The sequence below is a fragment of the Glutamicibacter sp. BW78 genome (assembly GCF_002332245.1).
GTDB lineage: Bacteria > Actinomycetota > Actinomycetes > Actinomycetales > Micrococcaceae > Arthrobacter_H > Arthrobacter_H rhombi_A.
In genome coordinates this window covers 49291-67630 of the sequence record NZ_NRGU01000011.1, presented here as the reverse complement: position 1 = coordinate 67630, position 18340 = coordinate 49291, and the positions used below count along the sequence as shown (strand labels likewise).

The 18340-nt window shown below is 62.0% G+C and carries 20 protein-coding genes; 15 read left to right on the top strand and 5 right to left on the bottom strand.

All coding sequences use genetic code 11. The features are described from left to right. Positions 1 to 116: 116 nt before the first annotated feature. The 3 genes from CIK75_RS02185 to CIK75_RS02180 are packed head-to-tail and all read left to right on the top strand — an operon-like array spanning position 117 to position 1251. The gene (locus CIK75_RS02185) at positions 117 to 707 is read left to right on the top strand and encodes a recombinase family protein (protein WP_096223090.1); all 591 of its coding nucleotides are present in this window, start codon (positions 117 to 119) and stop codon (positions 705 to 707) included. A gap of 4 nt (positions 708 to 711) precedes the next feature. After that, entirely contained in the window at positions 712 to 873 is a 162-nt protein-coding gene (locus tag CIK75_RS16135; RefSeq protein WP_158225866.1) for a hypothetical protein, read from the top strand. A 15-nt stretch (positions 874 to 888) separates the two neighbouring features. Next, positions 889 to 1251 (top strand): hypothetical protein, encoded by a 363-nt coding sequence (locus CIK75_RS02180; RefSeq protein WP_096223089.1) that lies wholly within the window; start codon positions 889 to 891, stop codon positions 1249 to 1251. A 60-nt stretch (positions 1252 to 1311) separates the two neighbouring features. On the opposite strand, the gene CIK75_RS02175 is transcribed toward CIK75_RS02180, so the two are convergent. Continuing rightward, the gene (locus tag CIK75_RS02175; protein WP_096223088.1) at positions 1312 to 2721 is read right to left on the bottom strand and encodes a TraM recognition domain-containing protein; all 1410 of its coding nucleotides are present in this window, start codon (positions 2719 to 2721) and stop codon (positions 1312 to 1314) included. A gap of 3 nt (positions 2722 to 2724) precedes the next feature. After that, positions 2725 to 2976 carry a hypothetical protein gene (locus tag CIK75_RS02170; protein WP_096223087.1) on the bottom strand — a complete coding sequence of 84 codons (252 nt, stop codon included), beginning with the start codon at positions 2974 to 2976 and terminating at the stop codon, positions 2725 to 2727. Between the two features lie 94 nt (positions 2977 to 3070). Between CIK75_RS02170 and CIK75_RS02165 the strand changes: the two genes are divergently transcribed. The 7 genes from CIK75_RS02165 (at position 3071) to CIK75_RS16130 (ending at position 7556) form a co-directional block, all read left to right on the top strand. Further along, positions 3071 to 3268, top strand: coding sequence for a hypothetical protein (locus tag CIK75_RS02165; RefSeq protein WP_096223086.1), 198 nt, complete (start codon positions 3071 to 3073; stop codon positions 3266 to 3268). Continuing rightward, entirely contained in the window at positions 3261 to 3995 is a 735-nt protein-coding gene (locus tag CIK75_RS02160) for a hypothetical protein (protein WP_096223085.1), read from the top strand. Before CIK75_RS02165 ends, CIK75_RS02160 begins: the two co-directional genes overlap by 8 nt. Before the next feature lie 62 nt (positions 3996 to 4057). Then, the gene (locus tag CIK75_RS02155; protein ID WP_096223084.1) at positions 4058 to 4621 is read left to right on the top strand and encodes a hypothetical protein; all 564 of its coding nucleotides are present in this window, start codon (positions 4058 to 4060) and stop codon (positions 4619 to 4621) included. Between the two features lie 76 nt (positions 4622 to 4697). Continuing rightward, entirely contained in the window at positions 4698 to 5051 is a 354-nt protein-coding gene (locus CIK75_RS02150) for a hypothetical protein (RefSeq protein WP_096223083.1), read from the top strand. A gap of 342 nt (positions 5052 to 5393) precedes the next feature. After that, positions 5394 to 5723, top strand: coding sequence for a hypothetical protein (locus CIK75_RS02140; RefSeq protein WP_143413241.1), 330 nt, complete (start codon positions 5394 to 5396; stop codon positions 5721 to 5723). Next, a complete protein-coding gene (locus tag CIK75_RS02135) occupies positions 5720 to 7021 on the top strand; it encodes a relaxase/mobilization nuclease domain-containing protein (protein ID WP_096223080.1) in 1302 nt (433 codons plus the stop codon). Before CIK75_RS02140 ends, CIK75_RS02135 begins: the two co-directional genes overlap by 4 nt. Next, positions 6972 to 7556, top strand: coding sequence for a hypothetical protein (locus CIK75_RS16130; RefSeq protein WP_158225865.1), 585 nt, complete (start codon positions 6972 to 6974; stop codon positions 7554 to 7556). The genes CIK75_RS02135 and CIK75_RS16130 overlap by 50 nt, the downstream gene beginning before the upstream one ends. 119 nt (positions 7557 to 7675) lie before the next feature. Here the strand turns inward: CIK75_RS16130 and CIK75_RS02125 are convergent, their stop codons facing one another. Further along, the gene (locus tag CIK75_RS02125) at positions 7676 to 8584 is read right to left on the bottom strand and encodes a hypothetical protein (protein ID WP_096223078.1); all 909 of its coding nucleotides are present in this window, start codon (positions 8582 to 8584) and stop codon (positions 7676 to 7678) included. A 180-nt stretch (positions 8585 to 8764) separates the two neighbouring features. Between CIK75_RS02125 and CIK75_RS02120 the strand changes: the two genes are divergently transcribed. Continuing rightward, positions 8765 to 9022 (top strand): helix-turn-helix domain-containing protein, encoded by a 258-nt coding sequence (locus CIK75_RS02120; RefSeq protein ID WP_096223077.1) that lies wholly within the window; start codon positions 8765 to 8767, stop codon positions 9020 to 9022. A 26-nt stretch (positions 9023 to 9048) separates the two neighbouring features. On the opposite strand, the gene CIK75_RS02115 is transcribed toward CIK75_RS02120, so the two are convergent. Then, positions 9049 to 9594: an antirestriction protein ArdA gene (locus CIK75_RS02115; RefSeq protein ID WP_096223076.1), complete on the bottom strand. Its 546-nt coding sequence runs from the start codon at positions 9592 to 9594 to the stop codon at positions 9049 to 9051. Positions 9595 to 9761: 167 nt separating this feature from the next. Here CIK75_RS02115 and CIK75_RS02110 point away from each other — a divergent pair, with 167 nt between their 5' ends. From CIK75_RS02110 to CIK75_RS02095, 4 genes are read left to right on the top strand one after another with little or no spacing between them, the layout of a single operon-like run. Further along, the gene (locus CIK75_RS02110; RefSeq protein ID WP_096223075.1) at positions 9762 to 11321 is read left to right on the top strand and encodes a class I SAM-dependent DNA methyltransferase; all 1560 of its coding nucleotides are present in this window, start codon (positions 9762 to 9764) and stop codon (positions 11319 to 11321) included. Continuing rightward, positions 11318 to 12514: a restriction endonuclease subunit S gene (locus CIK75_RS02105; protein ID WP_158225864.1), complete on the top strand. Its 1197-nt coding sequence runs from the start codon at positions 11318 to 11320 to the stop codon at positions 12512 to 12514. The genes CIK75_RS02110 and CIK75_RS02105 overlap by 4 nt, the downstream gene beginning before the upstream one ends. Next, positions 12511 to 15657 carry a type I restriction endonuclease subunit R gene (locus CIK75_RS02100; RefSeq protein ID WP_096223073.1) on the top strand — a complete coding sequence of 1049 codons (3147 nt, stop codon included), beginning with the start codon at positions 12511 to 12513 and terminating at the stop codon, positions 15655 to 15657. Before CIK75_RS02105 ends, CIK75_RS02100 begins: the two co-directional genes overlap by 4 nt. A gap of 2 nt (positions 15658 to 15659) precedes the next feature. Continuing rightward, a complete protein-coding gene (locus CIK75_RS02095; RefSeq protein ID WP_096223072.1) occupies positions 15660 to 17078 on the top strand; it encodes a hypothetical protein in 1419 nt (472 codons plus the stop codon). A gap of 300 nt (positions 17079 to 17378) precedes the next feature. Here CIK75_RS02095 and CIK75_RS02090 read toward each other — a convergent pair whose 3' ends face one another. Beyond that, positions 17379 to 18335, bottom strand: a complete 957-nt coding sequence (locus CIK75_RS02090; protein ID WP_096223071.1) for a hypothetical protein — start codon at positions 18333 to 18335, stop codon at positions 17379 to 17381. Between the last annotated feature and the right edge of the window lie 5 nt (positions 18336 to 18340).

The following is an 18340-nucleotide window of genomic DNA, read 5'->3' as shown; positions in this document are numbered from 1 at the left end:
TCGGCAACCACTGTTCAACAGGGTGTACCTGATTGCACGCTACGGTAACCGCTCTATTGTGTGTTCAATAGGGTGGTAGTAAACTGTTGTTATACATATTTGAGAGTAGGTCTTAGATGTCATCGAACGCATCGGGTCAAGTCGTGGGTTACGCACGCGTGAGCGCCGCCGACCAGAACCTTGCTCGGCAGCTTTCAGCGTTGGGCGATGTGGACCGCGTGTTCGAGGAGAAGATCAGCGGCAAGGACATTCAGTCCCGGCCGCGGCTGCAGGAGATGCTCGCGTATGTCCGCGAGGGCGACACGGTACGGGTGGTAAGTGCCGACCGGCTCGCCCGCTCGGCACTGGACCTGCTCGAGATCGTGCGGGATCTACGCGAGAAGAACGTGGCCGTTGAGTTCGTTGATACGCCTGCACTGAACACTGCCGACCGTACGGGGACCTTCATGCTCACGGTGCTCGCTGCCGTGGCTGAACTCGAACGGGCGATGATCCGCGACCGACAAGCCGAGGGCATCGCCGCAGCGAAGGCCCGTGGTGTCTATGACCGTGGCACCAAGCTCACCGACGATCAGATCGCCCAGGCCCGGCGCCGGGTCTCTGACGGTGTCCCCAAGGCCGTGGTGGCCCGAGACCTCAAGGTCTCAAGATCGACCCTCTACGCAGCGTTGTCGGGGACGGGTCGATATGACAAGGAGAGGGGGTGAAGCGGTGGAACGCAGCACGTGCGAGCGGTGCGACGCTCCAGCGGTGTGGGAAGTCGTCGCGCACTGGCATTCGTTCTGGGCATGCAGCGAGCACGACAAGCAGGTGATCGACAACTGCTTGGAACACGATGTGCGGATTCTCGACATCGTCGACAGGCGGCAGTAGTCCTGAGGAGGACCAATGAACCAGGCAGCAGCAGTTCAGCAGCAGAAGATCGACAAGGATCGTGTGAAGGAGATCCGTCGCCTCATGAGCGAGGGTGGGGAAAAGGCCGTCGAGCACAAGTTCGGCGAGGAGGCCAAGGGCTCCGCCGAGTACAAGGAGGCGCAGCGGCAGCAGGAGGTCGCTCGCCGTCGCGCCCGTGAACAGAGGGAGCGTGCGGCGTCCGAGCAGGCCGCCAAGGATCATTCGCGCTCAGAGAAGGGAAAGGCTGCTTCGGAGTCAGCGAAGACCGTCGAGCGCAAGCCAGTCAGCGAGAAGGAGAAGGCAGTCCAGGCCCGCAAGCAGGAGGGTGAGCGCGAGAAGGAGGTTCTGAGCCGGTGACCCGGATCGATTAGAAGCAGGGCCCCGCTGCCGCGAAGGTAGCGGGGCCTTCGCGTGCGGTCACTTGCCCTTGCCCTTGACAGGGGCAAAGGGGATGGAGTCGATGTCCACGAGAGTCACCAAGAGCCCGGCCTCGTTGACCGCACCACCGCTGTGTCCTGGTCGGGTTCCCCGCAGCAGCCGGCCCTCGTCGATTGAACGAGGCAGCAGGTCGGTCGCAGTCATGGTGTCGGTCTTCTCGGAGGACTGTGACTGCCTGCCCAAGTGGTCGGTCGACGTCTTGTGCCTCTCGCTCTGGCCGTACCACCACGCGGCCTTCTCCAGCATGTCCTTCTCTGCGGCTCCCACCAGGCACAGCGTTGCGGGAAACACGTCGCGAAGCTCGTTCATGCCCTCGGGGCCATAGCGCTTGGAGAACTGGCTGGTGGCCTGCACGGCACAAAGTAGATGGATGCCCATGGCACGGGACTCCGTGACCACCGTGGGCAACTTGGGCCACGGCATCGTGTTGCACAGCTCGTCGACGACCATCAGCAACCTGGGCAGCTTGGCCTGCTCTGTCTGGTTCGCCCGCCAGCGCTTGGAGATGAAGTCGACGCAGGAGACGGCCGCGCCCGCCGCGACCCCCGTCGCCGGAGCAACCATGAACAGAGTGGATCCGGGGTGTGCCAGCAGGTCCGGAGTGAACGCCCGCAGGTTGCGATTGCCGGCCACCGTCGAGCGCAGCCACGGTGCGACCGCGGATTTCATGGTGACCATGATCGAATCGCGCATCTTGGGGTCGAGCTGAGAGGCGGATGAGAGCTCACTTGCCAGCATGGGTGAGCTGTCCTCGAGGTCGCCGATGGCATTGATCCAGCAGGGCGTCTCAGGATCGAGGGTGCTTTCGACCGCTCCCCCGTCGTCCTCCGAGCCCTGGCCTTCGACCTCGTCAGGGTCGAGTCGACCGACGGCAGCTCGCGCCCATGAGATGCCGCGCGTGCCAGTCGCGCGCAGAAGTGCGGCCAGCGGTGCGGTGGAGATGTTCTCCCAGAAGGGATCGCCACCACCTGACCCGGACCCGCCGCCTGCGCCCGCCGCACCGGACTGCATAAGGATGCTCGCCAGGTCGAGGGCGTCATCATCGTTGCGGATGAGGGCCGTGGGGTCGATGACTACCTTCTCCACCCCCGCGGGAAGGATGTCATCCGGGACCTCGCCGGAGAGATCGAGGACGTAGGTGCGACCCTCGCCGCCCCATGCAAGACGCTTCTCGAGACACAGGTCGATGAGATCGGGCTTCGAGCTCACGGCAACCACCGGGCCGCGCCACATGAGGATGCCGGGTCCGAGGACGCGTCGGCTCTTACCGACGCCTGAAGGCCCTGAGACAAGTAGGTGCGGTGCAGTGATGGCTGCCTTGTTCTCGATGAAGCCGCCGAACGGGGTGGGAGGCGGCTTGTAGGCGGTATTGGGGGCGAACAGTCCCATTGGTCAGTCCTCCGGTTTCTTGTCGTAACGGATGTTCATGGCGCGTCGGCCTATGGACGCGCGCTCGGCTCTGGAAGCGGCCACCTCGCTGTCGAGGATGGCGATGAGATCAGGATCTTCTGGATTTTTCAGTGCGTGCCTGAGTAGGCCGGTGACGACCGCTGAGAGGTTGGTCCGGCGTTCCGCGGCAAGGGCTCGGATCACTGTGTCCACCTCGGCGGGGATGGTCGTTGCGAGTCGGGTCTTCTGGCTCATCTTTTCCTCTCTCCTAATTACCTTGCAACAACAATAACAGTATAGTAACCTTGTAACGACTACAACACTACGAAAACCGGAAGAGGTGGTCCGAATGGGTAAGTACATCGTCGCGACAGTGGTTGTTCTGGTCGTGCTCGGCGGGGTCTTCGTGCTTGGGATCGCGGCCGGCGTCTCCGGTGGCGGTGGCCGGGTTTGCGAGATGGCAGAGGCCCCGGAGGAGGCCGAGCAGGTCTGCATCGTCGACGGAGTCACCTACGCGCCGGTGGAGGAGGCCGAGAGCAATGGCTGATCGCTGGGAGAAGGACAGGGGTTCCTGGATCCTCGCTCGCGCCGGTCACTCGCTGGGCGCACGCCGTCGGGGCGAGAAGCTCATGCGCACTGCCCGTCGACACGACCGCTACGAATCCGGTGCCGGTGACGCGACCTCGTCGGAGGTCACCACTCGCAGCATCATCTATCGCTCGATCTTTCGGGAGGAGGGCGCCGCCAACACCCTCGGGTGGGTGTTCTTCACGGTCGGCTGGGTGCTGGTGATGTTGATCCTCGTCGGCCCCGCTCTTCTCGTCTCCCGCATTGCCTACGGCATCGGATGGCTGATGGCTCCTCGATGGGGCCGGCTCGCCCCTGGGCCGTTCATCGGCATCGCTTTGATCCTCGGGATCATCGTCTGGCTGGTCGGCCGTCAGTGGGTCCCAGAGGGTGCCACGGGTGCCCTGGCGACCTTTGGCGCCATCGAAGGTGTGCTGGGTGTCCTGTGGACCGCATGGCTCACTCGGGCGTTCGGTTGGCCTGCGGTAGCTCGTCGGCATAAGCAGTCGGGCTCACGCATGGAGAAGGTCGTCATTGAGGTACCCACCAGCGAGGTGGCCATCAACCCGATCGAGGTCGGCGATGCGTCTGAGCACTACGAAACGACGGAGCAGCCGGTCGCGGCAGCTCCCGATCCCGAGCCGGAGATCGCTCCGGTTGAGGTCGAGATCTACAGCGATGACGAACTGGAGAGTCCGTCCCGCTGAACCGCAATAGGTGCCTGTAGTGAAGGCGCTATCGCAGCTCATCTTCGAAAGGGGTCCCCGACATGGGACGCAAGAACAAGGAAGCGCCTAACGTCGCCGTTCACATTCATTCAGGCGAACGCCCTTACCAGATCATCGCCACGTTACTGGCGTGCGGTGCCATCGGAATGGTCGCCTATGCGCTGGCCAAAAACGGTTGGCTGGAGTTCGCCGCCACGATGCTCACGATGTTCCTCGTGCAGCTGGGCCGTCTGTTGATGCTCAACGGACTGCTGCGCCTGCCCAAGCGCAAGACCTCGGAGTTCGAAGGCACCAAGGGACTTCTGCGCACGATGGCTGCGGAGTTCGAGCAGTGGCAGGCACGCTCGCCGATCTGGCGGCTGGCACTGCTGGCGATGGGCTACACCGTCGGATTCATGATCGCCCGTTGGGGTATCAGCTTCGGGCTCACGATCTTCTCAAACGTGTGGATCGCAGGAGCAGGAGCAGCCCTCCTCGCATCGCTGATCATCTTCCCCTCTCTCATCGCCACGGCCCTCGGGTTCATGGTGAAGCGCGGTGACGATGACGGCGAAGAGGTCAACCCACTCACTACGACGACCCGGGCAGCGGACGTCGAGGAGTGACGCCGGAGGTGGCACTCGGTCAGTACCAACGAACCAACAACATCAACGATCCTGCAAGCAGAAAAGGATGAACATCATGGCTCAGAAGTTGACCAAGCGTCAGCGCATGACGGAAAAGATCGAAGGCGGCCTCACCCACCTTGAAGCCGAAATGGCGATCGTGGAAGAGGACACCGCAGCCAAGTTGTCGAGCCTCAAGTTTCGTCAGGAGAAGGAAGAGGCACGGATCAAGGACAGGATGCTCGTGCTCCTCGAAAAGAGCGATCCCGAAGCGTACGGAAGGCTCAGGAAGGACGCGCGGAAGGCCATCACCAGTGACGTGAAGGACCGGCGGGCGCGCGCTCAGGGCACCTCCACGTCAGGGGCTCTCGGACAGCAGGATCAGATGCCGGCTGCGGCGCATCCGGGCAGCCAGTCCGTTGACGACTGATGTCCTGCTGGGCGGGCGGGAGGCTCCGCCACCGTCGGTGGTGGAGCCTCCTCGTGCTCGCGCTCAAGCGGGTAGCGCAGAGCGCGGGCGCTTGTAGGTGGGGGTCGAGGGGGAGGGCGCAGCCCTCCCCCCGCAAGCCCTATGAGGAAGACGAGCGCCAGCGATGTCTGACGAATAGGTTGCTTGCGTCTCATGTATACGGAGCCAATATGTGCAGGCAGATTCGAAGCACGACGACGAAGGAGGAGGGGTGCGAATATGGCGAATGGGACACCGGATACGCGGCCACCGAGGAAGGGTGAGCGACTCACCGTGCGCTTCGACGAAGGAGAAGCAGCACGCGTGAAGGCGCGATCCCTTGCGATGGGGGTCGCACCGTCGGCACTCTTGCGCGCAGCGACACTCGACGCAGTCGATGGCGGTGCCGTGCCGACGACGATCGCGGCAGCGATCGTTCAGCCCGATAGCGGCGCATCGTTGAATAACGATGAGCTGCGGAGGCTGCGCACGGAAGTGAACCGCCTGGGGGTGAACTTCAATCAGCTGGTCCGCAAGGTGAACAGCGATGGTGTTGGCGAGGTCGGTCGTGACGACGCAGTCGGAACACTGGTCGCCCTGGGCGACGTGCTGCGAGTGGTCGAGGATCTTCTGGGCGGAGTGAGGCGATCATGAGCACTACTCACTCGAAAAGGATTGCCAAGGCAAGTTCTGCCATCGGATATCAACGCTATGGCGCAAGGGGTTCGGCGGAGTACAAGAAGAACATACTCAACGGCACGGATCGCGTGGCAGGAATGCGGTGCGACCTCGGGAGCCCAGAGGAGTTCGTCGACAGGGCGGAAGCCCTCGCCAAGACCAACGGTCGCAAGATCGAGGCTCGTGGCGTGATTCAGAGCTTCTCGAATACGGAGTTCGATCCGGGCAACCCGGCGGAAGTTCAGCAGGTCACGGATCTGGGGTACGAGTACGCGAAACGTCTTGGACCGAACAGCGACGTCATGGTGATCACTCACGTTGACGGCAAGGGCGGACACCCGCACAACCACATCACGATCCTGAATCACGACAACGTCACGGGCAAGTCGCTGCAGACGAACAACATGCACTACCACACCCAGAAAATGAACGACCAGCTGATGGTCGAGAGGGGTCTGGAGGTCGTGGAGAAGTCCTTGAGTGTGGATCAGCGCAGCTACTGGGAGGCAAACCGGGAGGGGCCAGAGCTCAGCAAGTTCGACCAGAAGCTCGGAGACGACGTCGAGGAGTGCCTCGCAGACCGTCGAGCTGTGGACACCCCATCGTTCAGGAAGGTGCTCGCGGAAAAGGCCATCGAGCTGGACGAAAAGATCATCGAGGTCAAGGCGAGCGATGACGGGATGAAGCCTGCCCACGATTCGGTGGGTTGGACGTACAAGGCACTCGACGAGACCGGCGCGAAGCCTCGCAAGCGACGACGCAAGGCGTCGTCTTTCTGTACAGAGTTCACCCACCAGGGAGCACACGAGATCTTCGTAGAGAAAAAGGAAAGGCAGGCCCGCCATGGGAGCCAGGAACGGCACGGGAGTACGGGACAGGATCGCGCAGCAGGAGCTGGAAGCCGAGGGAACACAGCAGTCGAGCTCCTCGGAGAGCATGAACTCGACGTTGGAGTCGCTGACCGACCGGGTGGAGACACTGGTCGAAGCCCAGAACCAGATGGCGACGGCGCTGCGTCAGATGTCGACCTCGCAGCGCTCCGCGACAACCTCGCGGCTCGACGCGCTGACGAGTCAAGTCGCCGAGCTGAAGTCGCGGCAAATGCACGCGACGACGGAGATCGCGCAGACGCTCGAAGCGATCGGCGAGACGCTGAGCAGCAGCCAGACCGTGAAGCTGCCGGACGGAAGCCAGGCAAGCCGCGGCGAGCTCGAGGCCTTGTCAATGATGAGGAAGCTCGAAGCGCAGATGACGGATATGGCCTCGGCGACTGAGCAGCAGGCAAAGGCTGTTCGCACGAAAAGCACGGTGCGGCTCGACACCGAGAAGGTCGTGGACGTGCTCACCGACAAGGTCGCGTCCAAGTACGAGGCCATGATCGAGCAGAGTGCCTTGAAGGTCGAGGAGGCGCTGGAGGCGCAGGAGAGCCGTCTGGAAGTTGCCGGCGAGCAGAAGGTCACCGAGATGGCCGAGAGGCTGCAGAAGGCAGCCGAGGTGCTGGAGAGGGCCAACGAGCGCTCGGCCAAGCTCAGCAGGGTGATTACGTGGCATTCGGTGGGCCGGTTGCTCCTGGCGTTGCTGCCCCTGGCGCTGTTCGCCCTGGCAGTCGCGTTGGTGCTCGATCTCGGCGGGGCGATGCTCAACATCAACGGCCTGTACGCATGGGCATGGTCCATGTTCGAGGGGGCACAGCAGTGGTGGTCGAAGGGCCTGATCGCCCTGGGCACTCTGGTGAGCGCGGCAGGCCTTGGTTGGCTGGTCTACCGCGGTGGCAAGTGGCTCCACGAGGTCTACCAGGGATGGCGGTGAACCGACTTCGCTGGCTGTCGAGCCGACGACGCCGAGGGCGTGGCGACGCGAAGTCCGCGACAAAAAAGAAGGCCCGTCCGTGAACCCCGAGGGGAACACGAACGGGCCTTCTGCATGTATCAGCCGGCGATCCAATCGCCGTTGGTGTCGGTCTCGTAGCCGATGACCCTGCCGTTCACGATGCCGAGCTCGCCGGACTTCATCACAGCGAACTCGAAGGTCGCGCCGTCGTCAAAGCCCCGGTTCTCGTCTTCGTCCAGAAGCGGGAACTTGATCGATTCTCCGGCATCCTCTTCATTGCTTGACGAGGCTGCGCAGTCCTGGACGATAGTGATGTCCGAAGCGTCGTCGGAGGCGTAGACATCCGTCTCAGGGTCGCTTTCATCGAGTGCATCGATGCTCGGGGAATCGTCGGGGAGCCCGAGCGCCTTGAGTACCTTGCCGCGCGGAGTGCCCCCATCATAGCTAGCACGGGCAACCTCGTCATCGAACGTTCCGTCGGGCGCGACCGGGGCGAACTCGCTCATGATCGTGTAGGCCTTCTCCTGGCCCATTTCAGCGACCAGCTCGTCCCAGGTCCTAATGCCGATGGTCTGCAGGCCTTCACCCAGGTCGTCGTCGAAGCTTTCCTTCGCAGCCTTGACGTACTCGTCCTCCGTCTGACCGGCGGTCTGCAATGAGTCCTTGCCATTGTCGACGAACTCCACGTCCAGGTCCACGGCGCAGCTGCCGGCCGATTCGAGCTCATGCGGCGTCAGGGTCATGCTGGTCACTGCAAGCCCCTCGAGGTCAGCACCCGCAACCTCCTTGAGGGCTTCGGGGACCCTCACCTCGAGCGGACCCCCATCGACAGACACATACGTGGGCTGCCCGAACTCGTAGACGGCCTCCTTCGCGTCGTTCGGGCGATCGCTAGCAGATTCACCGGTGGCGTCTCCGGACGTTCCACAGCTGGATAGAAAGAGCGGTGCGGCCAAGGCGAGGGCAGCGAGGGATACCACGCGGCGCGTGGAGGTCGTCGTGGTCATGCGTTGTCTCCTAGTAAGTGGTCCAAGTTGAACGATTTTCAACGGGCGTCGTTGCCCGGCACTCGGCTAAGCGTCGCTAAGTGCAGGTGTCTGGTTTACGAGCAGATCCCCCTTTGACCAAACATAACAGGCCCGCTCTATAGGGTGTTATATTTCGGGCCTGGTCGGAACGATTGTCGTGTGAGCTGGACAAATGAGCATGCGAGACTCCTCGGCACGACGCTGCGCGGTCTCCGGGAGGTGCGAGGCCTCACCCAAGAGGATTTGGCCTACTCGGCGGGCCTGACGAAGAACTCGCTCCAGCTCCTCGAGGGTGGGCGAGGTTCGGGGCGCAAGGACTCGACGAGCCCGTCGAACCCCCGCATGGCGACCCTGATGGGCCTGTCAGGCGCGCTGGGCATGAGCGTGTCTCAGATGCTCGACGAGGCGGGGTTGTAGCCCTCGCCCGCCGGGCCAGCGGCGGGTCAGAGGTCCCGAAACACAAAGACGCCGCTGCCGGGAGCGTCCTCGCAGGTGTAGTCGAACGCGAGGTCCCTTGCCCACCGGTCCCACGCGAAGTACCTAGCAACCTCCTCTGGAACACCGGCAAGGAGGCCGATATCCTCGGCGAGCTGTTCGGCATACTCCTCGAAGGAGTCCCATTCGCCGCAGTACCTCTCCTCGAAGGCGGGCAGACTCGGCAAGTCCCCTGTGCCCTCGGCGACGTAGGAACCGCTGCGCACCCAGGCCATCAAGGCGGGGCGCAAGTGCTCGTCGAACTCCTCGAGGCAGCGACCCCACGCGGCGGCGGCGAGCGGATCTATCTCCCCCGGGATCGGCATGTTCTCGTGGTCCATCACCCAGAGCTCCTCGCATGGGGCGCCATTGCGACCCGATCCGACGTGCAGTTGGGACACCGTGACCTCGTCTGCGTCGACGGCATCGAACCACTCGCCGATGAGCGCACCGTCGTTGTAGCAGTGCAGGCAACCGATCCAGACACGGGGTGTAGTTGTAGCAGTGGCAGTCATAGCCGTGACCTCCTTGTGCAGAGGACCTTCCTCCGCGGGAGATATCCCGGCGTCGCGTTGCGGCGCAGCAGACACAACTACCCAGGAAGGTGGGTCGTCGCAGGTAGAGTCGGATTAGCAGAGAAGCACCGAGTTGAAGCGCGCCTGGCGCAGAGGAGATACAACTGATGGCAAGACGCGCGGCTAAGCCGGCAGAGACCCTTGAGCAGACCCTGTGGAAGACGGCCGACAAGCTGCGCGGTAACCAGGAGCCCAGCGAGTACAAGCACGTGGTCCTGGGCTTAGTGTTCCTCAAGTACGTCTCGGACCGTTTCGAGGAACGCCGTGAAGAGCTCAAGGTCGAGCTCGCAGCCGAAGGCATCAAGCCCGAGAGGATTGACTCGTTCCTTGAGGACCGCGACGAGTACACCAGCCGCAATGTGTTCTGGGTGCCCGAGCTCGCCCGCTGGGGCTACATTCAGTCGGTCGCCAAGCTGTCCGTGGTCGGTGAGGACATCGACCAGGCGATGGACCTGGTCGAGAAGGAGAACCCCTCGCTTCGCGGCGTCCTGCCTCGCAACTACGGACGTGACGGCCTCGACAAACGGCGCCTCGGCGAACTCGTCGACCTCATCGGTTCCATCGGGTTCACGGAGAGCGATGACCACGGCGCTGACGACGTGTTAGGGCGGGTCTACGAGTACTTCCTCGGCCAGTTCGCGGGCAAGGAGACCGGCAAGGACGCCGGAGCGTTCTACACACCGCGCTCAGTGGTCAAGACCCTGGTGGAGATGCTGGAGCCTTACAAGGGCCGCGTGTACGACCCTGCAGCCGGCTCAGGCGGCATGTTCGTGCAGTCTGCGGAGTTCGTGAAGGCCCACGGCGGCAAGCGCACCGACATCTCCGTGTACGGCCAGGAGTTCACGGACACCACATGGAAGCTTGCGAAGATGAACCTCGCGCTGCGTGGCATCGAGGCTGACATGGGTTCCCACTCGGCGGACTCATTCAGTGAGGATCTGCACCAGGACCTGCGGGCTGACTTCGTGATCGCCAACCCGCCGTTCAACGTCTCGGACTGGTGGGACGCGAAGCTCGCTGACGACCCCCGTTGGAAGTACGGCACTCCCCCACCGAGCAGCGCAAACTTCGCATGGGTTCAGCACTTCATTCACCACCTCGCACCCAACGGCACGGCCGGGTTTGTGCTGGCGAACGGGTCCCTGTCATCGAAAAGTAGCGGTGAGGGCGAGATCCGGCGGAAGCTGGTCGAGGCTGGATTGGTGGACTGCATCGTCGCGATGCCGGACAAACTGTTCTTCAATACCGGCATTCCGGTCTCCCTATGGTTCGTGTCGAAGGGCCGGGATGGCAACGGGCACCGCGAACGTCTTGATGAGGTGCTGTTCATCGACGCCCGCAAGCTCGGAGACATGGAGTCCAGGAAGCTACGCGTCCTCGATGACGACGCGATCGAGAAGATCGCTGGTAGCTACCATGCCTGGCGCAACCACGACGGCGGCTACGAAGACGTACTTGGTTTCGTGAAGGCTGCGAATATCGACGAGATCGAGAAACACGACTTCGTCCTCACCCCTGGCCGCTACGTCGGTGCGGAAGAGGCAGAGATTGATGACGAGCCGATCGACGAGAGGATCGAACGCTTGACGTGCGAACTGTTCGCAGAGTTCGAGAATGGGCGCAAGCTAGAGGACGAGGTTCGGCGTCGGCTTGGGGAATTACGTTGACGCGCAGCGAGTGGCGGAGCGGCACAGTTGGTCAGGTTACGCGGCGAGTCACCAAAGGAACTACCCCCACAACACTAGGCGGTAGGTTTGAGGAAAGCGGCGTCAACTTCATCAAGGTGGAGTCGATTAACGATGCGGGCGCACTCAATCATTCGAAACTAGCCTTCATCAGCGAAGAGACCCATAGACAGCTTGCCCGCTCCATCATCGAAACGGACGACATACTTTTTTCCATCGCTGGAACGATCGGCCGCGTCGCGCGCGCACAGCCGTCGGACCTCCCTGCCAACACAAACCAGGCTGTTGCAATCATTCGTCCCGACATACACAAGATTGATCGGGGTTTTCTCTACTACTGCCTTCGCGATACGGATCGCATCGCTCGCGCGCGCACGCGAGTGGTGCAATCCGTACAGCAAAACTTGAGTTTGGCGGAAGTGTCCAATATCGAGTTACCTATACCCTCACTACCGGAGCAGCGCGCGATCGCCGCGACGCTCGGTGCCCTCGACGACAAGATCGAGTCGAACCGGCGGGCTGCAGAACTGGCCACGGAGGCTATCGATGCACTTGCCCTGGAACTTCTAGCTCGCGCATCGACGGAGGTAGCTTCTCTCTCCGAACTCGTCGGCTTCAACCTGCTTACAGTGAAACCGTATTCGACAGAAGCTCTGCGCTACATCGATATCGCGTCAGTATCACCAGGTCGGATCGACTCGGTTCAGGAGTTGGCTTGGGATGAGGCGCCGAGCCGGGCACGACGCGGTGTGAGCGATGGCGACGTAGTCTTCTCGACCGTTCGTCCCGGGCGGAGATCTTTTGCCTTGGTTCTCGACCCCAGTCCTGACAGCGTTGCTTCCACTGGGTTCGCCGTTATGACTCCCAGACACCGACTCGGCTCATCTTTGCTGACTAGCATTATTGGTGCGCCTGAGTTCGCCGAGTATCTAGAGTCGGTTGCCAGCGGTAGTGCTTATCCTGCCGTTAGTGTTCAGGCGATGGGGAACTACCAAATCGCTGTACCAAAGGAAGTGGCCGACGCTGATCGTTTCGAGGCCGACACGATGCCGTTGCGGCGACGTGTCGCTAGGGCTAGAACCGAGACGGAAGGTCTGGAGGCATTGCGTAACACGCTGCTCCCCGAATTGCTCTCTGGCCGTATCCGCGTTCCGGTGGAAGGACTCATGCCATGACAGCTTTCAACGAAAATGTCGTCGAACTAGCAGCTCTGGAGTACTTCGCAGAGCTTGGCTACCACCGGCTGCATGGACCTGACTTAGCTCCCGGCGAACTCGCCTCAGAGCGGCAGTCGTATGAGGACGTGGTGCTCTGGGGCCGCCTGCGTGACGCGATCCGCCAGATCAATCCGGGTACGCCCCCCGCACTCGTCGACGAGGCAGTAAAGCAGGTTCAACGTGCTGAGTCGCAGAGCCCGATCGATGAGAATGCTCGGCTGCACAGGCTGGTCACCGACGGTGTCCCTGTGGAGCATCGCGGTGGCGACGGCCAGCTCCGTACGACTCGGCTTTGGCTGATCGACTTCGAACACCCGCAGAACAACGACTGGGTCGCCGTCAACCAGTTCACGATCGTGGAGAACGGAAAGAACCGCCGCCCCGACGTGCTGGTGATGGTGAACGGCCTGCCGCTGGCGCTCCTGGAGCTGAAGAACCCGGCCGCGGGGCACGCGACTCTGAAGTCGGCGTGGAACCAGCTGCAGACCTACCGGCACGACATCCCATCGGTGTTCGTGCCCAACGCGGTCGCGGTGATCTCGGACGGCACTTCAGCGGCCATGAGCAGCTACTCGGGTGCGTTCGAGCACTTCGCGCCGTGGAAGACGATCGACGGTCGTGAGGTCGTCAGTGATCGTCCTGCGCTCGAGGTGCTAATCAAGGGCGTGTTCGAGCCGGAGCGGTTCCTGGACCTGCTGAAGAACTTCATCGTGTTCAGCGACGAGACCGTCACGGACAAGGCGTCTGGCCAGCCCACTCGCTCTCTTGTGAAGCGCGTGGCGAAGTACCACCAGTACTGGGCAGTCAACGCAGCCGTCGAGTCCACGGTGCAGGCTTCCCAGCCCGACGGTAACCGGCGCGGTGGCGTTGTCTGGCACACACAGGGGTCGGGCAAGAGCTTTGAGATGGTGTTCTACGCGGCGAAGATCATGCGCGATGCACGCATGGCGAACCCGACGCTGGTGTTCATCACCGACCGGAACGACCTCGACGACCAGCTGTTCGGTGAAGCTTTCGCCCCGGCGCGCATTCTTCCTGAGACGCCGGTACAGGCGTCGACGAGGTCGGACCTTCGAGCAAAGCTAAAACGGGCCTCGGGCGGCATTGTGTTCACGACGTTGCAGAAGTTCGCCCCAGGTGAGGACGGAGACAGCAACCCGGTGCTCACTGACCGCCGCAACGTCGTCGTCATCGCCGACGAGGCGCACCGCAGCCAGTACGGTTTCAGCGAGACGCTCGACCGGCACGGGCGCCTCAAGTCCGGCTTGGCGAAGCACATGCGCGACGCACTGCCTGGCGCGACGTATCTCGGGTTCACGGGCACGCCCATCGAGTCGAACGACAAGTCGACCCGGTCGGTGTTCGGGGACTACGTAGACATCTATGACCTCACCAGAGCAGTAGAGGACGGCGCGACCGTCAGAATATTCTACGAGTCGCGTCTAGCAAAGGTCGACCTCTCCGAGGCCGACCTCGCCACTCTCGATGATCTGGCCGAGAAGATCACAGAGACCGTCGAGGAAGACGCGGCGGCAGCTGCGAAGTCACGGTGGTCTCGTCTGGAAGCGATCGTGGGAGCCGAGGCACGCTTGGATCTCGTCGCTCAGGACATCGTCGAGCACTGGGAGAAACGCCGGGAATCACTCTTCGGTAAGGGCATGATCGTGACGATGAGTCGCCGCATCGCTGTGCGCCTGTACGAGAAGATCGTGGCGCTCCGGCCCGACTGGCACTCCGACGACCCTGCCAAGGGAAAGATCAAGGTCGTCATGACCGGGTCCGCTTCCGATCCTGCAGCATTCCAGCCACACATCCACTCAAAGGACGTGCGAAAGGAACTGAAGCTGCGGGCCAAGAACGCTGACGATGAGCTCGAGCTCGTCATCGTGCGCGACATGTGGCTGACGGGATTCGACGCTCCATCGATGCACACGATGTACATCGACAAGAGCATGCAGGGCGCGGGGCTCATGCAGGCGATCGCTCGCGTCAACCGGACGTTCCGTGACAAGCCCGGAGGCCTCATCGTCGACTACATCGGGGTGTTCGCGAACCTGCAGACCGCTCTGTCGGAGTACTCGCCTTCGGACCGAGATCAGGCCGGCGTGCCGATCGACGAGATGGTCGCGGTCATGATGGAGAAGCACGACATTGTGCGTGGGCTGCTGCACGGGGTGGACTACGACTCCTCCCCCGAAATTTCGGCCTCGCAGCGTCTTGCCGAATACGCGAAGGTGCTCGACTTCGTCATGGCTGACCCGGATCGCACATCGCGGTTCAACGATCAGGTACTTGCCCTGGCAAAGGCCTTCGCGCTGGCTGGTGCCCGTGACGAGGCAGCAGCGATCAGGAACGACGTGCGCCTGTTCACGGATGTACGGGCCGCAATCCTGAAGATCCAGAACCCCGACTCCGGCCGGGGTGGGTCCGGAGCGGTAGAGATCGACACAGCGCTGGGGCAGCTGCTCAACGAGGCAGTCGCCGCGGATCAGGTCGTCGACGTATACAAGCTTGCTGGGGTCGAGACGCCGGAAATCTCCATCCTCAGCGATGAGTTCCTGGACTCTCTGGCGCAAAAGGAGAAGCCAAACCTCCAGATGGGCTTGCTTCGGCGGCTGCTGAACGACCAGATCCGCACGGTGCAACGCAAGAACATCGTGCAGGGCAGGAAGTTCTCCGAGATGCTCGACGAGGCCGTCAACCGCTACACGAACCGCTCGCTATCGACGGCGGAGATCATCGCGGAGCTGGTCAGGCTCGCCAAGCAGATGCGCGACGCGCAGCAGCGGCACAAGGAGCTGGGGCTTCGCGATGACGAGGTAGCGTTCTACGATGCCGTGGCCCAGAACGACTCCGCTGTGATGGAGCTCGGGGACGAGACGCTGAAGGCCATCGCTCAGGATCTAGTCAAGTCGGTCCGGCAATCGGCCACGATCGACTGGAACCTGAAAGAGTCGGTCCTCGCGACGATGCGGTCGAAAGTCCGACGCATCCTCGCTCGGTATGACTACCCACCCGACGCGGAAGCGAAGGCCATCGAACTCGTTCTCGAGCAGGCTGAGCTATTCGCGGGCGGAACCGAGCACCAACGGAAGATGTAGAGATGCGATTCTCAGAACAGTTCGGAGTCGAGCGGACCGAACAAGATGACTGGTTCGACCCCCACCTGACCGTAGACACGAAGCTCTTCATCGACCCAATTCTGTTACTGGAAGCGGGCGGTGAGTGGGCCGCGGCCCATAGTGAGTTAATCGCCCACTTTGTGCATTGCTACAAGCTGGTGGCAAAGGCGACGGGCACTACTTCTGTATCTGCCAAAGCCGCGCGGCGACTGCTCACTTTTCCTGAACCATATGAACTGGGTCTAGGGTATACCGCGGTCGGAACAAGAGGTTCCGGCTCTGGTGATCAGTTCGCCGCACGTATGGCCGACGGAATCGCGGTCGCGATTGCCGCAGGTCTGACCCAACCCGAACATATCGAAGAGATCGGTATCTTAAACGAGGGCGTGGGTGCTGATCGAATTTCCGATGCGACTGCCAACGTGATCAAGTCGCGACTGATTACTTACACCCAAGAGATCGCGAAACGACACGGTATAGCACTGGAGCGCCATAAAGTGCAGCACGCCAGAGTCACCTTGGACAGTGCCCGCTGGCATGATGAGGAGGTAGATCTCCCGACGAACCCAGATAGTGGGAGACCTTTGATCCTTGTGCCGAACTTCCTACTGAACAAGCTTCCGACGCTGAACGCGGAGGATTGGTTTTCGTCCCACTTGAATGATGACATTCGTCTGTCGCTGAACCTCAAGGTTGGACAGGCCGTGAGCAAGGCGGACATCGTAGGATGCGCGCGACGACACCCCGGTCGCGTCAGAGACTGGGCGCGAGAGCAAACGAGTAGGGACGACCTCGTCGGCTACGACTTCGGAAATGACCCGCTTGGTGTCGTTCTGTGGGACCGTGAACCCTCTCAGTTTGCCGTCGAGCATCCGTTGCACGCCCAAGCTGTAAAAACACCCGAAGACCTTGTTGCCCTCATAGCGCAAGTAATCGAACAATTTCGTCAATTCGTTGAGCAACAACGGGGGTGGAGCTTGCTCTGGAATGATAATGGTTCCGAGAAACCCGAAGAGGCGGTGCAACTAGTGTTTCTTGGTGTGGCGCAACCTTATCTGCGGCAGTTCGACGTCGAGCTCGACCGTGAAGTCGAACTCGGCAGGGGACCCGTCGACTTCAAAGCATCCTCTGGATCAACTGCGCGGCTCCTAATCGAGATAAAGAAGTTGCACAACGGAAAATTCTGGAACGGACTCCATCAACAGCTTCCGAGCTACCTAAAATCAGACGATGCTACACATGGCTGGTTCGTTGCCGTTCAGTATCGAGGCAATAAGCCTGCCTTTGACCGTCTGGCAACGCTTCCTGTTGAAGTTGCAGCAGCGTCCACGAGAGCCAATAAACGAATTCGGTATGGAACCGTTGATGCCAGGCGCCCGCTCTCGGCATCCAAGATATAAGACGTTGCAAGTGTGTGGGTGGAGTCGAGCAATTAGGAAGCGCGGCAAGGTCAGAGGCCATCCTTGCATGGTCGACGACCACAAGCGCGCAGCTATCTCGGCCCCGAGGGACAAGGTCGAATCCATCCGCGCTATCCCTCGTGCGCGGACGGCGGGCGGGATTGTCCGCCCGAGCCGTTCGACGCGGGCGAGCAGCAGGGGCTCTGAATCGCGTTCTCCCGTCCCGAACACAGGGTACACAGCGTCGTAGACCCTTTCAAAGGCCGAGGCAGCGGCTGCAGCGCTAAGGAATGGCTCCGACTAACTGGCATACGCAGACCCATCTCTGTCTATACTTGTATCGCCGCTCACCGCGGTTAAATGAGCCAGACCAGCGGTTTTCATGGCGGTGTCCAGTTCCGCATCCTGAGCCGAACGGTCCCCCATCACCATTCCCGGAAGAAGCGCCGGACCATGGCCGGGAAGGACTTGGGACTCCCGGGCAAACCGTCGTCGCCACTCTTCGGAAAGTGGTTCCTGCGCCCCGGCGTCGTGGGTATGCATGGACGCGGCCGCCCGCAACCAGTACCCCTGACGTTCTCCCGGATCCGCGAGACGAAGACGTGCCAACCCGGAGACGATTCGCCCCGGTGCCGGATCTTCGTCAGTGATGTGCCCACGGTCCATGACCAGCACTGCTTCGGCCGCCCCGGCATGCCAGTTGCCGGCGGCCGAGTACTTCAGGATCCTGACATCCACCAAAAGTGTTGTGGCAGGTTCCTCCACCTTTTCGGGGCCCTGCTGCCCAATGATCGACTCCCCCGCAGCATCCGTCCCGTGAGATTTCAGCCAACGCGGGTCCCCGGTGATGACGGCCTCGACCCGCACCGTGCTCGAACTTGCTGCCAAAGCCGCGAAGGTCGGATCCCGCTGGGCCAGGGAATGGGTGGAGATCGCCGCCGCTACCAAGAACACCCCGACCGCTGCCGCGGCCACCGGCGTCCACCAATGGTGGGACCATGCCAACAGGCCCCTGTTGCGTAACAGCACCCAGAACAGCGAAACCAAGACAAAGCCCAACGCTACGGTGAGCGTCCGCGCAAAAAGCGGATCGTGTTGGACCAGCTCCCCAGCAGCAATCCATGCTCCGGCTGCCGCGGCGAGACTGCGCAGGTCGAGGTAACCGTCGTCAACGGGCCCTGAGGTGGTCACGGCCTGGGGGCGTGTCCAGCGGGCGAAAAGGCGCGGAATGAAGGCTGTGCCGACAGCTTTCAGCATGACGG

Excerpts from the sequence above, each read along its gene's own strand:
- CIK75_RS02185 (WP_096223090.1), top strand. The coding sequence starts at position 117 with ATGTCATCGAACGCATCGGGTCAAGTCGTGGGTTACGCACGCGTGAGC.
- CIK75_RS02180 (WP_096223089.1), top strand. The coding sequence starts at position 889 with ATGAACCAGGCAGCAGCAGTTCAGCAGCAGAAGATCGACAAGGATCGT.
- CIK75_RS02175 (WP_096223088.1), bottom strand. The coding sequence starts at position 2,721 with ATGGGACTGTTCGCCCCCAATACCGCCTACAAGCCGCCTCCCACCCCG.
- CIK75_RS02170 (WP_096223087.1), bottom strand. The coding sequence starts at position 2,976 with ATGAGCCAGAAGACCCGACTCGCAACGACCATCCCCGCCGAGGTGGAC.
- CIK75_RS02165 (WP_096223086.1), top strand. The coding sequence starts at position 3,071 with ATGGGTAAGTACATCGTCGCGACAGTGGTTGTTCTGGTCGTGCTCGGC.
- CIK75_RS02160 (WP_096223085.1), top strand. The coding sequence starts at position 3,261 with ATGGCTGATCGCTGGGAGAAGGACAGGGGTTCCTGGATCCTCGCTCGC.
- CIK75_RS02155 (WP_096223084.1), top strand. The coding sequence starts at position 4,058 with ATGGGACGCAAGAACAAGGAAGCGCCTAACGTCGCCGTTCACATTCAT.
- CIK75_RS02150 (WP_096223083.1), top strand. The coding sequence starts at position 4,698 with ATGGCTCAGAAGTTGACCAAGCGTCAGCGCATGACGGAAAAGATCGAA.
- CIK75_RS02135 (WP_096223080.1), top strand. The coding sequence starts at position 5,720 with ATGAGCACTACTCACTCGAAAAGGATTGCCAAGGCAAGTTCTGCCATC.
- CIK75_RS16130 (WP_158225865.1), top strand. The coding sequence starts at position 6,972 with ATGATGAGGAAGCTCGAAGCGCAGATGACGGATATGGCCTCGGCGACT.
- CIK75_RS02125 (WP_096223078.1), bottom strand. The coding sequence starts at position 8,584 with ATGACCACGACGACCTCCACGCGCCGCGTGGTATCCCTCGCTGCCCTC.
- CIK75_RS02115 (WP_096223076.1), bottom strand. The coding sequence starts at position 9,594 with ATGACTGCCACTGCTACAACTACACCCCGTGTCTGGATCGGTTGCCTG.
- CIK75_RS02110 (WP_096223075.1), top strand. The coding sequence starts at position 9,762 with ATGGCAAGACGCGCGGCTAAGCCGGCAGAGACCCTTGAGCAGACCCTG.
- CIK75_RS02100 (WP_096223073.1), top strand. The coding sequence starts at position 12,511 with ATGACAGCTTTCAACGAAAATGTCGTCGAACTAGCAGCTCTGGAGTAC.
- CIK75_RS02095 (WP_096223072.1), top strand. The coding sequence starts at position 15,660 with ATGCGATTCTCAGAACAGTTCGGAGTCGAGCGGACCGAACAAGATGAC.
- CIK75_RS02090 (WP_096223071.1), bottom strand. The coding sequence starts at position 18,335 with ATGCTGAAAGCTGTCGGCACAGCCTTCATTCCGCGCCTTTTCGCCCGC.